The organism is Streptomyces sp. NPDC046985, assembly GCF_040644415.1.
Taxonomy (GTDB): Bacteria; Actinomycetota; Actinomycetes; order Streptomycetales; family Streptomycetaceae; genus Streptomyces.
Genome location: NZ_JBEYWK010000015.1, coordinates 123,212 through 135,931, shown reverse-complemented (window position 1 = coordinate 135,931; position 12,720 = coordinate 123,212). Strand labels below are relative to the sequence as shown.

General features: G+C 73.7%; 12 protein-coding genes. 5 read left to right on the top strand and 7 right to left on the bottom strand.

Translation table 11 applies throughout. The features are described from left to right. Positions 1–12 precede the first annotated feature (12 nt). The 5 genes from ABZ861_RS20605 to ABZ861_RS20585 form a co-directional block, all read right to left on the bottom strand. Positions 13–2,034, bottom strand: coding sequence for a ricin-type beta-trefoil lectin domain protein (locus ABZ861_RS20605; RefSeq protein ID WP_361632050.1), 2,022 nt, complete (start codon positions 2,032–2,034; stop codon positions 13–15). Positions 2,035–2,251: 217 nt separating this feature from the next. Further along, complete coding sequence (locus ABZ861_RS20600) at positions 2,252–3,220, bottom strand: aldo/keto reductase (RefSeq protein ID WP_361632048.1); 969 nt, start codon at positions 3,218–3,220, stop codon at positions 2,252–2,254. 61 nt (positions 3,221–3,281) lie between these two features. Next, on the bottom strand, positions 3,282–3,869 hold the full coding sequence (locus ABZ861_RS20595) for a flavoprotein (protein WP_361632046.1): 588 nt from the start codon (positions 3,867–3,869) through the stop codon (positions 3,282–3,284). 186 nt (positions 3,870–4,055) lie between these two features. Beyond that, positions 4,056–4,256 (bottom strand): ferredoxin, encoded by a 201-nt coding sequence (locus ABZ861_RS20590; RefSeq protein ID WP_361632044.1) that lies wholly within the window; start codon positions 4,254–4,256, stop codon positions 4,056–4,058. Between the two features lie 12 nt (positions 4,257–4,268). After that, positions 4,269–5,477, bottom strand: coding sequence for a cytochrome P450 (locus tag ABZ861_RS20585; protein WP_361632201.1), 1,209 nt, complete (start codon positions 5,475–5,477; stop codon positions 4,269–4,271). Positions 5,478–6,000: 523 nt separating this feature from the next. On the opposite strand from ABZ861_RS20585, the gene ABZ861_RS20580 reads away from it, so the two are divergent. Beyond that, positions 6,001–6,450 carry a nitroreductase family deazaflavin-dependent oxidoreductase gene (locus ABZ861_RS20580; protein WP_361632199.1) on the top strand — a complete coding sequence of 150 codons (450 nt, stop codon included), beginning with the start codon at positions 6,001–6,003 and terminating at the stop codon, positions 6,448–6,450. A 303-nt stretch (positions 6,451–6,753) separates the two neighbouring features. Here the strand turns inward: ABZ861_RS20580 and ABZ861_RS20575 are convergent, their stop codons facing one another. Then, positions 6,754–7,665, bottom strand: a complete 912-nt coding sequence (locus ABZ861_RS20575; RefSeq protein WP_361632197.1) for a cation diffusion facilitator family transporter — start codon at positions 7,663–7,665, stop codon at positions 6,754–6,756. A gap of 243 nt (positions 7,666–7,908) precedes the next feature. Between ABZ861_RS20575 and ABZ861_RS20570 the strand changes: the two genes are divergently transcribed. The 3 genes from ABZ861_RS20570 to ABZ861_RS20560 all read left to right on the top strand — a co-directional run bounded on the left by ABZ861_RS20570 (position 7,909) and on the right by ABZ861_RS20560 (position 10,092). After that, a complete protein-coding gene (locus tag ABZ861_RS20570; RefSeq protein ID WP_361632042.1) occupies positions 7,909–8,928 on the top strand; it encodes a glutathione S-transferase C-terminal domain-containing protein in 1,020 nt (339 codons plus the stop codon). Positions 8,929–9,036: 108 nt separating this feature from the next. Continuing rightward, a complete protein-coding gene (locus ABZ861_RS20565) occupies positions 9,037–9,336 on the top strand; it encodes a DUF4235 domain-containing protein (protein WP_361632040.1) in 300 nt (99 codons plus the stop codon). A 342-nt stretch (positions 9,337–9,678) separates the two neighbouring features. Continuing rightward, positions 9,679–10,092: an anti-sigma factor antagonist gene (locus ABZ861_RS20560; RefSeq protein ID WP_361632038.1), complete on the top strand. Its 414-nt coding sequence runs from the start codon at positions 9,679–9,681 to the stop codon at positions 10,090–10,092. A 10-nt stretch (positions 10,093–10,102) separates the two neighbouring features. Here ABZ861_RS20560 and ABZ861_RS20555 read toward each other — a convergent pair whose 3' ends face one another. Then, entirely contained in the window at positions 10,103–11,074 is a 972-nt protein-coding gene (locus tag ABZ861_RS20555) for a ribose-phosphate pyrophosphokinase (RefSeq protein WP_361632036.1), read from the bottom strand. Positions 11,075–11,357: 283 nt separating this feature from the next. On the opposite strand from ABZ861_RS20555, the gene ABZ861_RS20550 reads away from it, so the two are divergent. Beyond that, positions 11,358–12,023, top strand: a complete 666-nt coding sequence (locus ABZ861_RS20550) for a DUF4230 domain-containing protein (RefSeq protein WP_361632034.1) — start codon at positions 11,358–11,360, stop codon at positions 12,021–12,023. The last annotated feature ends 697 nt before the right edge of the window (positions 12,024–12,720 follow it).

Here is a 12,720-nt window from a genome sequence, read left to right as displayed (position 1 = left end):
GGCGCCGAGGTCTCAGCGTCCCAGGCGGCCGCCCGACGCCCGCCCGTGATCCGCGTCCCAGTCGGCCACGTCCGTCCGGGGGGTCGGGGAGGTCGGGTCGATCCTCCAGCGCTGGAGGTCTCCGGCGGCGCGGGTCTTGAGCACCAGGGCGCCGCCGCCGTCGGTGGCGGCCGGTGTCAGGGCCAGGTCCTGGTCGAAGCGCGGCACCAGGGTGCCCTGGAGCGTGAAGTCGTAGCGGACGTTCCGGCCGCCCGGCGCGGAGGCTTCCACGCACCGGGCGAGCAGTACCGAGTAGCCGAGGTGGGAGTCCAGGCACAGGCCGGGCGCGGCGCCGCTGCGCATCAGCCCGTCGGTCTCGTACGCCCACTGCTGGCCGGGCGCGGAGGAGCAGTGCTGCATCTCGGTCTCGGCGCCCTGCACGGCGTGGCCGCCGGTGATCCCGACGCACAGCCCGGAGGCGGCGTCGGTCAGCCGGCCCCGCGCAGTGGTCTTCCCCGGTGTGCCGCCGCTGGTCCAGGACGAGGGCGGGGGCGTGGTTCCGGCGGAGCGGCCGGGGCTGCCGGAGGGCTGCCCGCCGGGGTGCGGCGAGGCGCCGTCGCCGGGGCCGTGGACCGTCCAGAGCACCACGGGCAGGACGACCAGTCCGCTCACCGCCGCCGCCAGCGCCAGAGTGCGGGGGCGGACGGCGGGCCCGGCCGCCCGGTGACCGGACCCGCGGGCGGCGGCGCGACGGCCGGGAGCGGCGTCGGGGTTTTGGCCCGACCGTCCGGGCGCCGCCGCACCCCGGGCGCGGCGCCGGGGCCGGCCCTCAGTCAGCGGGAGCGTGTCGTCGTCCTGCTCGGCGCCGGCCTGGTCAGGCGCGGAGGGGACGGGAGCGGCGCCGCGCGGCCGGCGCGCGGAGCGCGGCCCGGCCGGGGCGGCGCCGGGCGCGCCTGCGCCGGAGGGGGCGGGCGGCGGGCGGAAGGCGTCGAACGCGGCGGCGCCGTCCAGCGCTTCGGCGGGCCGCTGCGGCGCGGGCGGCAGAGGCGGGGCCGTGGGAACGGGCGGTACGAAGGGAGCTGGGGGGACGGGCCGGGCCGACGGAGGGGGCGTCGTGGCGGGGAAGGACGCGAAGGGCTCACCGCCCCGGGGCAGCGGGGCCGCGCCCGGGTCGTCCCCGGCGGGGCGCTCGGCGCTGCTCAGCCGCAGTTCCCGGTACGTCCGCGCGCCCCAGCCGAGGACGCTCTCGGCGAGGGCTGTGCCGAGGTCGTCGCCGAACTGGGCGAGCTGGTCGGCGGTGTGGCGGCAGTGGGCGCACCCGGCCAGGTGGGCGGCCAGGTCGGGGTCGACCTCGACGCCGCCGCGCCGCCAGGTGACGTCCAGCAGCCGGACGTAGCGCAGGCAGTCCTGTTCGGGAGCGCTGTCGCGGTGCGCCTGAAGGCATTCCTCGCGCAGCCGCTCCGCCGCCCGCCGCAGGCCGATCCGCGCGTCCTCCTCGTCCAGGCCGAGCAGGCGGGCCGGGGCCGCGAGGGGCTCGGCCTCGACCTCGGCGTGCCACAGCAGGGCGCGGGCCGTCTGGGGCAGCCGGTGGAAGGCCTGGGAGAGCAGGCGACGGTCGGCGCGCGGCAGCAGGCGGCCGGCGATCCGGTCGGCGGCTCCCGCCCCGGTCGCGGCCTCCCGCCGGAGGTCGGGGTGCAGCATCTCCCACCGGTGGTCGGCGCTCCACTCCGCGGCGATGCGCCGTACGGTCAGCAGCAGGTGCGGCCGCCACGCGGCCCCCGGACCCGACTGCCGCAGCGCCTGCCCGAACAGCCGGGTGAACGACGCGGTGGTCAGCATGCCCGCCGGGTGCGGACCGTCCGTGCACAGCCGGGCGTAGGCGAAGGCCGCCTCCCAATGGCGGTCGAGCAGTTCCCCGACGGGGCCGAGTGCGGGCGTGGCGCCCGTCCACCTGCTCAGTTCGGCGTTCAGTTGCTGGTCGGTCGTGCCGAACGGACCGGGCGATCCGGGAGAGTCGAGTGCGTCAGACGACGACGAGCGCCCAGGGTCTCTCACGGTCGCCATTCCTCCAGGACCCTCGTCTGCACGCGAACGGCCCACACCCTCGCACAGGCCGGAGCGGAGCGACAGGGGATCACCCCGCCATTCCCCGATTACTCTGTGAATTAGCTGTGTTGACGCACTGTCAGCTTCTTGGGACGTGACATATCGAGCGTAATCCGGCCGCCCTCCACAGGCGGCCGGACATGCCCCCTCGGAAGCCGGTGGGCGCTCAGTGGCCGCTGATCTCGTGCGGGGCGTAGGGCTGCTGGAGCTCCTCGATCTCCTTGTCGGACAGCTCCAGTTCGACGGCGGCCACGGCGTCCTCGAGGTGCTGGGGCTTGGACGCGCCGACGATCGGCGCGGTCACGGCGTCCTGGTGCAGCAGCCAGGCGAGCGCCACCTGGGCGCGCGGCACACCGCGCTCCTCGGCGATGCGGGTGACGGCCTCGACGATGGCCCGGTCCCCCTCCGCGTACAAGTGGCTGCCGAACTCGTCGGTGTTGCTGCGCTGCGTGGCCGTGCCCCAGTCGCGGGTGAGACGGCCGCGGGCGAGCGGGCTCCACGGCAGCACGCCCACGCCCTGGTCCGCGCACAGGGGGAGCATCTCCCGCTCCTCCTCGCGGTACAGCAGGTTGTAGTGATTCTGCATGGACACGAACGGCGTCCAGCCGTGCAGCAGGGCCGTGTACTGCATCTTGGAGAACTGCCAGGCGTACATCGAACTCGCCCCGACGTACCGGGCCTTGCCCGCCTTCACCACGTCGTGCAGCGCCTCCATCGTCTCCTCGACCGGCGTGTGCGGATCGAAGCGGTGGATCTGGTACAGGTCCACGTAGTCCACGCCGAGCCGACGCAGACTGTGGTCGATCTCGCTCAGGATCGCCTTGCGGGACAGGCCGCGGCCGTTGGGCCCGGGGCGCATCGCGCCGTTCACCTTGGTGGCGAGCACGACCTCGTCGCGGCCGGTGAAGTCGCGCAGCGCCCGGCCGACGATCTCCTCGCTGCTGCCGTCCGAGTACACGTTCGCGGTGTCGAAGAAGTTGATCCCGGCGTCCAGCGCCTGCCGGATCAGCGGCCGTGACGCCTCCTCGTCGAGCGTCCACTCGTGCGCGCCGCGGTCGGACACGCCGTAGGTCATACAGCCCAGACAGATCCGCGACACGTCCAGACCCGTCGCACCGAGCTTCACGTACTGCATCGTCACTGCTCCCGCCATCGTCAGCTAGGGGTGGTCCGTCCCGAGCGTAGGCCGTCGCCGATCAAGAGAGCAGGTCCAGGGCACGCTCCCAGCCGAAGTCGGGTCGGCCGCCGTCCGGTTCGGGTTCCCCGGTGTACGGGGCGCCGAAACGGACGCCCATCGCGCTCAGGCGCGCCAGACTCTCCTGGTAGGCGGGGTGGGCGGCCAGCGCGTCGCCCACGCAGGGCAGGACGGCGACCGGGACGCCGAGGCCGTACGCCTCGCACAGGGTGGCCACGGCCAGGGTGTCGGCGAGCCCGGCGGCCCACTTGTTGACCGTGTTGAAGGTGGCGGGCGCCACGGCCACGGCGTCCGGCGGCGGGAACGGGCGGGGGTCGGCCGGCGTGCGCCAGGCGGAGCGCACCGCACGGCCGGTGCGCCGCTCTGTCTCGGCGACGTCGAAGAAGCCGCCGAGGGCGACCGGCGTGGCGATGACGCCGACGTCCCAGCCCCGCTCCTGCGCGGCGGCGATCAGCCGTCCGACGCCCGCGGCGACTCCGGCGGCGCAGACGACGACGTAGAGGAAGGGCTTCTCGCCGGGCGTCCCGGCGTGTGGGGAGCGGGGCGTCCGGTCCTGTGGGGCGCGGGGCGTCCCGGCCTGTGGGGTCATCCGGCCGACCCTACTGAACGGGCCGAGGCCGCCGGACGACGGTCGTCCGGCGGCCTGGGCCCGTTCCCTGTCCCCCGCCGCCGACGACTGCTTGGCCGAGCGCTCCCGTCCCGCGAGCCGCGGCGGGACGGCGACGCGGGTCGGTGCGACGGCGAGCGGGCGGAGGCGAGGCGGCCGGCGGCGCCGTCAGCCCGCCGTCGCCTTGACGGTGATCGCGCCGACGGGGCAGGCCCGCGCGGCCTCGCGGACCATGGGGTCGTCGTCGGCGCCCTCCGCGCCCGGCAGCAGCATACTGAAGCCGTCGTCGTCCTGGGTGAACACCTTGGGAGCGGTCAGCGCGCACTGCCCGGCGCCGATGCAGAGATCCTTGTCGATGTCGATGTGCATGGCGGCAGCCTCTTACCAGGTCACGGGGAGTTCCAGCATCCCCTGGATCGTGTCGCCGGGTTTGAAGGGGATCTCGTCCGGCGGAGCGGCCAGCCGGAGGCCGGGCAGCCGCGCGATGAGGCTGCCGAGGGCGATCTCCAGCTCGGCGCGGGCGAGGTTCTGGCCCAGGCACTGGTGGATGCCGAAGCCGAAGGCGACGTGATGGCGGGAGGGGCGCTGGAAGTCGAGGGCGTCGGGGGCCGCGTAGACGTCCTGGTCGCGGTTGATGACGGAGGTGGAGAAGACCACGCCGTCGCCGGCCCGGATCGTGGCGCCGGCCGCCTCGATGTCCTCGGTGGCCACGCGCAGCAGCCCGTCCGCGATGGACAGCAGCCGCATCAGCTCCTCCACGGCCGCGGCCAGCAGGCTCGGGTCGGCGCGCAGCTCGGCCAGCCGCTCGGGGTTCCGCAGCAGGGTGTAGGTGCCCAGGGAGATCATGTTGGCGGTGGTCTCGTGTCCGGCGACGAGCAGGATCAGGGCCAGCGACACCAGTTCCGCGCGCTCCGGCGTGCCCTCGCTGAGCTGCTGCCGGACCAGGTCGTCGATCACGCCCTCGCCGGGCGCCTCGCGCTTGCCGTCGATCAGGTCGCCCAGGTAGGTCTCCAGGCGTTCCCGCGCCTTCTCGGTGGCGGCGACGTCCGGGCCGCGCAGCATCTTGCGCGACTGCTCCTCGAAGAACTCGTGGTCGGCGTAGGGGACGCCGAGCAGCGCGCAGATGACCGTGGAGGGCACGGGCAGCGCGAAGTCGCCGACCAGTTCGGCGGGCGGCCCCTGAGCGACCATCGCGTCCAGCAGGTCGTCGACGGTCTTCTGGATCTGCGGCCGGAGTCCGGCGACGCGCTTGACGCTGAAGCTGGGGATCATCATGCGCCGTTGCGTGCGGTGCACCGGGTCGTCGACGCCGAGCAGCGCAATGGTGCGTCTGCGGACCGTGGAGAAGCGCGGCGTCGTCATGGGGAAGCCGTCTTGGGTGCGGTCGGTGGACAGGCGCGCGTCGATCAGCAGGTCGCGGGCGAGGGCGTGCCCGGTGACGAGCCAGGCCGCGCGGCCGTCGTAAAGGGTGACGCGGGACAGCGGGCGCTCGGTGCGCAGCGGCGCGTAGCCGTCCGGCGGCTGGAAGGGGCAGGTGCGGTCTTGCGGGAAGGCTACGGACGGGGACTGGTCGGTGATCAGGTCCGGCATGGAGACCTCGCAGACGGATGGGTGCGTCGTGGCGATCTTCATTAGATGCCTGAGGCACCTATGGTGCGACGCCAAGTTAGGCCACATCGGCGACCGGGGGAGTCTGGCCGGGATGCACCTCCTCTGCTTCCCATTTGACCCCTTTCGCCACCTTACTTCCAAGAAAGCGGTCCGTCGGGGGAAACAGGTCGCCGCTTGCGAGCCGGGCACCGCATGATCCGTCCATGCCCCTCCTCGTCGTGTCCGCGCCGCCGTCGCCACCGCGGACGGCGTGTACGCGCTGGCGGCCGCGCTCGGCGGGACCGTCCTGGCGGACGCGCTGCGCCCGGTCTTCGGCCCGCTGCGGTGGGCCGCGCGCACCTGGCGCGATCCGAGCGCCCGGCGGACGTGTCGCCCGGCCGGGGAGCGCCGTAGCACGCCGGGGAGCGGGGACGCCGACGCGCGGCAGGGACGAATCGAGCGGGCGCAGGTGTTGAATGTCGGTGAACCACACGTCACAAGACGCGAGGAGAGGACGTACGCCATGCCTCTGGAGGGCGAGTACGAGCCCAGCCCGGCCCAGTGGGTGCGGGATCAGGTGGAGCTGTACGAGAGCTCCGGCGGGACGAAGGGCACCACGCTCATGGACACCGGCATGCCGGTGATCCTGCTGACCACGCGGGGAGCGCGCAGCGGAAAGATCCGCAAGACGCCGCTGATGCGCGTGGAGCACGACGGGCGCTACGCCGTGGTGGCCTCCCAGGGCGGGGCGCCCGAGCACCCGTTCTGGTACTTCAACCTCAAGGCCGATCCCCTGGTGGAACTCCAGGACGGACCGGCCAAGCAGGAGATGACGGCTCGCGAGGTCACCGGCGCGGAGAAGGCCGAGTGGTGGGACCGGGCGGTCGCCGCGTTTCCGCCGTACGCGGAGTACCAGGAGAAGACGTCGCGGCAGATCCCCGTCTTCGTACTGGAGGCGCCACGGGGGCGGTGAGCCGCCCGGCGCCCGGTACGGGGGCGCCGCAAGCGCGGTGAGCCGTCCGCCTTCGCGCCGGGGGCGCCACGGGGGCGGTGAGCCGCCCGACATGGCGCGGGTGCCGCCACGGGGGCGGTGAGCCGCCCGGCGTGGTGCGGGCGCCGTCACGGGGGCGCCGGGTCAGGCCGCCCGGCTGAGGGGCGGGCCGGCCCCCGTCAGCCGGTGTGCAGCCGGGATCGGGCGGGATTCGTGCCGTTCCGGCACGGGGGATTCCGCGCCGTCCCGGCATGCGTGGAACACGGCCGCACGGGCAAGCGCGTCTCAGGCCCCGCCGCGCTCCCCCGTCGCGGCGGGGCTTCCGTGCGCCTCGCCGGCCGGCCCGTCGGTCACGTCCAGGAAGATCTGCCCCACCTCGGGGACGGTCCGGGTGATCGAGTCCTTGATGCGCATCGCCACCTCCTCGACCTGCTCGCTGTCCATGCCGGGGGCCAGGTCGACGCGGGCGGCCACCAGCACGGAGTCGAGCCCCATCTTCATGGTGAGCAGCTCCTCGACGCTGTCGATCTCCGGCTGCGCCCGCAGCAGGGAGCCGATCCGTCCGCTCACCTCCGAGTCCGCCGCCTCGCCGATGAGCTGGTCGCGGGCGTCGCGCCCGAGCCGGTAGGCGACGTACACGAGGAGGGCGCCGATCGCGAGCGAGGCCGACGCCTCCCAGACGACCTGACCGGTGGCCATGTGCAGCGCCATGCCGATGATGGCCAGCGTGACGCCGAGCACCGCGGTGCCGTCCTCGGCGACCACCGTGCGCAGCGCCGGGTCCCGCAGTCCGCTCTTGCCGCCCTGCCGGCGCACCTGGAGCACCGCGCGCATCAGGGAGACGCCCTCGGCGACGAGCGAGACGCCGAGCACGACGAAACCCACGATGTAGCCGCGGAAGTCCTCGTCCGCCCCGTCGCGCAGCGCCTGCACACCTTGGAAGACGGAGAAGCAGCCGCCCATGACGAAGATTCCGACGGCCGCGAGGAGCGACCAGAAGAACCGCTCCTTGCCGTAGCCGAAGGGGTGGCGCCGGTCGGCGGGACGGCGGCTGCGGCGCAGCGCGGCCAGCAGGAAGACCTCGTTGAAGCTGTCGGCGACGGAGTGGGCGGCCTCCGACAACAGCGCCGGCGAATGGGCGATCAGGCCGCCCACGGCTTTGGCGACGGCGATGACCAGGTTGGCCGCGAGCGCCACGAGGACGGTGACACGGGTGTGGTGGTCGGAGGCCGCTCCGCTGGACGCCTCGGCGTCTGGCTCATCGCTCCGGTTCTCGGGGGGTTCGATGGGTTTCTCCTCGGGTGTCCGGCTCACCCCCGCCGACTGCCCCGGTCGTTGCGGATCACACCGTGCCCTCGGCTGATTTCGGGGAACGCGTCCACCAGGGCGTTCGCACGCACGCGCCCGACGCAGAGCCGAGCGGCAGAGGAGGGAGCAGGCATGAGCGAGGGCGGCGACGGCAACAGCGGCTACGGCCACAAGGCGTTCAAGCGCTCCAAGAGCCACTTCGCGGACCGGATCACCGCCGACGGCCGCGACGGCTGGCCGGTGGCGGCCGGCCGTTACCGGCTGGTGGTCAGCAGGGCCTGCCCGTGGGCGAGCCGGGCGCTGGTCTCCAGGCGGCTGCTCGGCCTGGAGGACGCGCTGTCGCTGGCGGTCGCGGACCCGATCCAGGACGACCGGAGCTGGCGCTTCACGCTCGACCCCGGGGGCCGGGACCCGGTGCTGGGCATCCGCTTCCTGAGCGAGGCGTACGACCGGCGGGAGAGCGGCTACCCCGGCGGGGTGAGCGTGCCCGCCGTCGTCGACGCGCCCAGCGGCGAGCTGGTCACCAACGACTACCAGCAGATCACCCTCGATCTCGCCACCGAGTGGAGCGAGTTGCACCGGCCCGGGGCGCCCGACCTCTACCCGCGGGCGCTGCGAGACGAGATCGACACGATGATGGCCGAGGTGTACCAGGACGTCAACAACGGCGTGTACCGGGCGGGTTTCGCCGCCGGCCAGGAGGAGTACGAGGCGGCCTGCACTCAGTTGTTCCGGCGGCTGGATCTGCTCACCGCCCGGCTGGCCGGGCAGCGCTACCTCGTCGGCGACACCCTCACCGAGGCGGACATACGGCTGTTCACCACTCTCGTACGTTTCGACGCCGTGTATCACGGACACTTCAAATGCAACCTGGGGAAGCTGGCGGAGAATCCGGTGCTGTGGGCCTACGCCCGCGATCTCTACCAGACGCCCGGCTTCGGCGACACGGTCGACTTCGACCACATCAAGCGGCACTACTACCGGGTGCACACGGGCATCAATCCGACCCGTATCGTGCCCCTCGGCCCCGACCTGTCGGGCTGGCTGACGCCGCATCACCGCGAGGAGCTGGGCGGCCGTCCCTTCGGCGAGGGCACGCCGCCGGGCCCCGTCCCCGACAGGGAGCGGATCCCGGCGCGGGGCACGCCCTGAGCACACCGGGCCCGACAACCAGAGCGTCCCGAGGGCGCCGAGAACCTTGAGTGTTCTGGGCATCCCGAGGGCCCCCGATAACCCCGACACTCCCGAGAAGGAGAGACAGTGGCCAAGAAGAAGCACAAACTCCCGGTCGTCTACCAGCCCGTGGGCTTCCTGCTGGGCTGGGTCGGCGGAGCGCTGGCCGGGAAGGCGTTCCAGGCCACGTGGAAGGCCATCCGGCACGAGGACGACGCCCCCGACGCGCTCGACGCGGACCGCGGCTGGGGCGAGATCCTGCTGGCCGCGGCGGTCCAGGGCGCCATCTTCGCCGTGGTGCGCAGCGCCGTGGACCGGGCGGGCGCGACGGCCATCGAGCGCTCCACGGGCGTCTGGCCCGCGAAGGACAAGGACGGCCGGGACTGAGCCGCCCGGCCCGCCGGGTGCTGTGCCCTGCCCGGCGGGCCGGCCGCCCGGCGCGGCAGCGCCTCGCACGAGGCCGCGCCGTCGCCGGAGGCGTGCGATCCGCCGGAGGCGTGCGATCCGCCGGAGGCGTGCGATCCGCCGGGAGCGCGCTATCTGCCGGGAGCGCGCTATCTGCCGGAGGCACGCGGTCCGCCGCGGGACCGAGAGGGGGCCGCCCTGTGCATACATATGTCAAACGAACATGCTGGAATCCCTCCCGACGGGGTAACTTGCAGAGCAGGAGCGGGTGTTGGGCCCTGAGCCACGACCCCGCCGCAGCAGCGGCCTGTGGGAGGCGACGTCGTGGCGGCGAACGAAGGCGCGTCCCCCACCCGGCATCTGCGCGTCCACCGGCAGGGCGGGCACACGGTGCTGGCGTTCCGCGGCGAGATCGACATCGTCGCCTCGGCGGACATCGCCCCGTACCTGGACCGGGCGACCGACCTGTCCGGCGCCCGGCTGGTCATCGACCTCAGCGGAGTCGACTTCTTCGACTGCTCCGGACTGCGCCTGCTCTACCGGGCCCGCGCCCGGGTCCTCGACCGGGGCGGCGAACTGCGCCTGGTGTGCGCCCACCCGCTGACCCTGCGCGTCCTCAGAGTCACCGGTCTCGCCCGGCTGCTCCCCCCGCGCCCGACGCTGGACGCCGCCCTGTCGCACGCCGAGGCCGCGTCCGGTCCGGCCGCCTCGGGTTCCGCCGCGCCCGGTCCGGGCTGATCCTCCGCCCTCAGTCGCGGCCGGGGGCGTCGAACAGCGCGCTCACCGACTGCCCGTTGTGGATGCGGCGCACGGCCTCGGCGAGCGCCGGGGCGATGGACAGGATCCGCAGCTTGTCCTTGAACTCCCGGTGCCCCTCGGGGTCCTCCACCGGCGCCGGCACGGTGTTGGTGCACACGATCTCCAGCACGTCGGGCTGCTCGGTGAGCCGCTTGAGCGCGCCCCCCGCGAACAGGCCGTGGGTGCAGGCCACTCGGATCGAGCGCGGCCCCGACTCGCGCAGCCGGTCCAGGAGTTCCAGCACCGTGCTGCCCTTCGCGATCTCGTCGTCCAGCACGATCACGTCCCGCCCGGCCACGTCGCCGATGACCGAGGTGATGGTCACCCGGTCGTCGGCGTAGCGCTGCTTGGCCCCGGCGGCCACCCGGGCGCCGATCATCCGGGCGAAGGCGGCGGCCTCCTTGGCGTTGCCGAGGTCCGGCGAGACGACGGTGGTCCGGGACAGGTCGTACTGCCGGAAGTGCGCCGCCAGTTCGCGCAGCGCGTGCAGATGGTCGACGGGCACCGAGAAGAAGCCGTGCACCTGCGGCGCGTGCAGGGTCATGGCCAGCACCCGGCCCGCGCCCGCCGCGACGAGCAGGTCGGCCACCAGCCGGCCGCCGAGCGAGATGCGCGGGGCGTCCTTCTTGTCGGAGCGGGCGTAGGAGTAGTGCGGCATGACGACGGTGATCCGCCCGGCCGAGGCGCCGCGGGCGGCGTCGCACATCAGCAGCAGCTCCACCAGGTGCTCCTGCACCGGTCTGACCAGAGGCTGGACCAGGAACACGTCCCGCTCGCGGCAGTTGGCCTGGAGCTGCACCTCCAGGCAGTCGTTGGCGAACCGGCTGACCCGGGTCGGGCTGAGCGGCACGCCCAGGTGCGCGCAGACCTCGCTCGCCAGCTCGGGATGGGCGCTGCCGCTGAACACCGCGATGTCTCGCACGGTCCGCTCCTCATGTGATCGCCGACGGCTGCCTGGCTCATGCTACTGACGCGTCGTCCGCGGGCCGGTCGAGGCGCGGGCCGGGCGCACCAGTGCCCCTCACCCCTACTCGCACCCGCACCCCCACCCCTACTCGCGCCCGCACCCGCGGTTCGCCGCCCGCTCCGTCACGGAATCAGAACCAGAGCCCAACGAACCGCTAACAGACCGCCCGACAGCGCGAACACGCTGTCTGGAGCGGGCTTCCGAGGGCAGGATCAGGGGGAGGAAGGAGGGCTGTCGCATGACGACGTCCAACGAAAGACGCCCGCCCCGTCGCGTGCCCGGCTGGGCGAAGGCGGTGGCCGCGCTCGTGCTGGTGCTCGCCCTGCTGTTCGCCGGCATCGGACTGGCCGTGCTGCCGGGCATCAAGGACCTGTTCGGCACCGAGTCGCACGACCGCTCGGGCCCCACCCTGCTCAAGTCGATCCAGGACATGAGCCGTTATGAGGCGGCCTCCGGCAACTTCCAGGTCGTGGTGGACCTGGAGCGGGACGCCAAGTACCTGCCGGACGCGATCCGCGGCACCCGCACCCTGTACGTCGGGGCCGGCACGGTCGACGCCTACGTCGACCTCGGCAAGGTCGGCGACCACGACGTGACGGTGAACAGCGACCGCACGTCGGCCACGCTCCGCCTGCCGCACGCGCAGCTCGGCAAGCCTGCGCTGGACGCCGACCACTCCTACGCGGTCGCCAAGCAGCGCGGGCTGCTCGACCGGCTCGGGGACCTGTTCTCCAGCAACCCTGACAGCGAGCACGCCGTGCAGCAGCTCGCGGTGCGGCACATCGGCGACGCGGCGAAGAGCAGCGGTCTGACCGCTCGGGCCGAGAAAAACACGACCGACATGCTCCAGGGTCTGCTCAAGTCGCTCGGCTTCAAGGACGTGCGCGTCACCTACGGGAGCTGAGGAGCGCGCGCAGGCGGCGCGGGGGGCGGCGGGCGAGACCCCGCCGCGGGACCTCCCCGCGACGCCGGGCAGGGCCGCGTCACGCTGGGAGGGACCGCGATGCCGGGAGGCGCCGCGATGCCCCGCCCGGCATGGCGCGGCCCCGCGCGGACGGGATCACCGGCGGTCCGGGCACGCAGTCGCCAGCGTGCCCGGACCGCCGCCGTGTGAGCGGCGGGGCGCGCGTCAGCCCGGCGGCCGTCGAGCAGCCCCCGCGACCGGGCGGGGCAGCCCGCTGCCGGGCAAGCCGCGGCCGGAGAAGGCCGCTTCCATGTCGCGCGGGACGCGGCCGGAGAAAGCCGCTTCCGCGCCGGGGGGGACTCAGCCGGAGAGGACCGCTTTCGTACCGGGCGGGACTCGGCCGGAGAGGACCGCTTCCGTGCCGGGCGGGACGCCGCCGACGAGAGCCGCTTCCGCGCCCGGCGGGACGCCGCCGGAGAGAGCCGCTTCCGCGTCGGAGGGGATGCGGCCGGAATCGACTCGTTCACGCACCGAGCGCGGCCCCGCGTCTCATTCCGTCCGGTGAAGCGGCGGCCCGCCGCATTGTCGCGCCGTTCGGGGGTAAGCGGCTGGCCAGTCGCGGAACATCACAACTGGAGGACCTCATGGCGCGGGTCGCGCTCCGTCCGCTCACCGCTTTCCGGCCCCGCACGGCGAA

Excerpts from the sequence above, each read along its gene's own strand:
- ABZ861_RS20570 (WP_361632042.1), top strand. The coding sequence starts at position 7,909 with ATGAGCGAGGGCGGCGACGGCAACAGCGGCTACGGCCACAAGGCGTTC.
- ABZ861_RS20580 (WP_361632199.1), top strand. The coding sequence starts at position 6,001 with ATGCCTCTGGAGGGCGAGTACGAGCCCAGCCCGGCCCAGTGGGTGCGG.
- ABZ861_RS20585 (WP_361632201.1), bottom strand. The coding sequence starts at position 5,477 with ATGCCGGACCTGATCACCGACCAGTCCCCGTCCGTAGCCTTCCCGCAA.
- ABZ861_RS20590 (WP_361632044.1), bottom strand. The coding sequence starts at position 4,256 with ATGCACATCGACATCGACAAGGATCTCTGCATCGGCGCCGGGCAGTGC.
- ABZ861_RS20600 (WP_361632048.1), bottom strand. The coding sequence starts at position 3,220 with ATGCAGTACGTGAAGCTCGGTGCGACGGGTCTGGACGTGTCGCGGATC.
- ABZ861_RS20550 (WP_361632034.1), top strand. The coding sequence starts at position 11,358 with ATGACGACGTCCAACGAAAGACGCCCGCCCCGTCGCGTGCCCGGCTGG.
- ABZ861_RS20595 (WP_361632046.1), bottom strand. The coding sequence starts at position 3,869 with ATGACCCCACAGGCCGGGACGCCCCGCGCCCCACAGGACCGGACGCCC.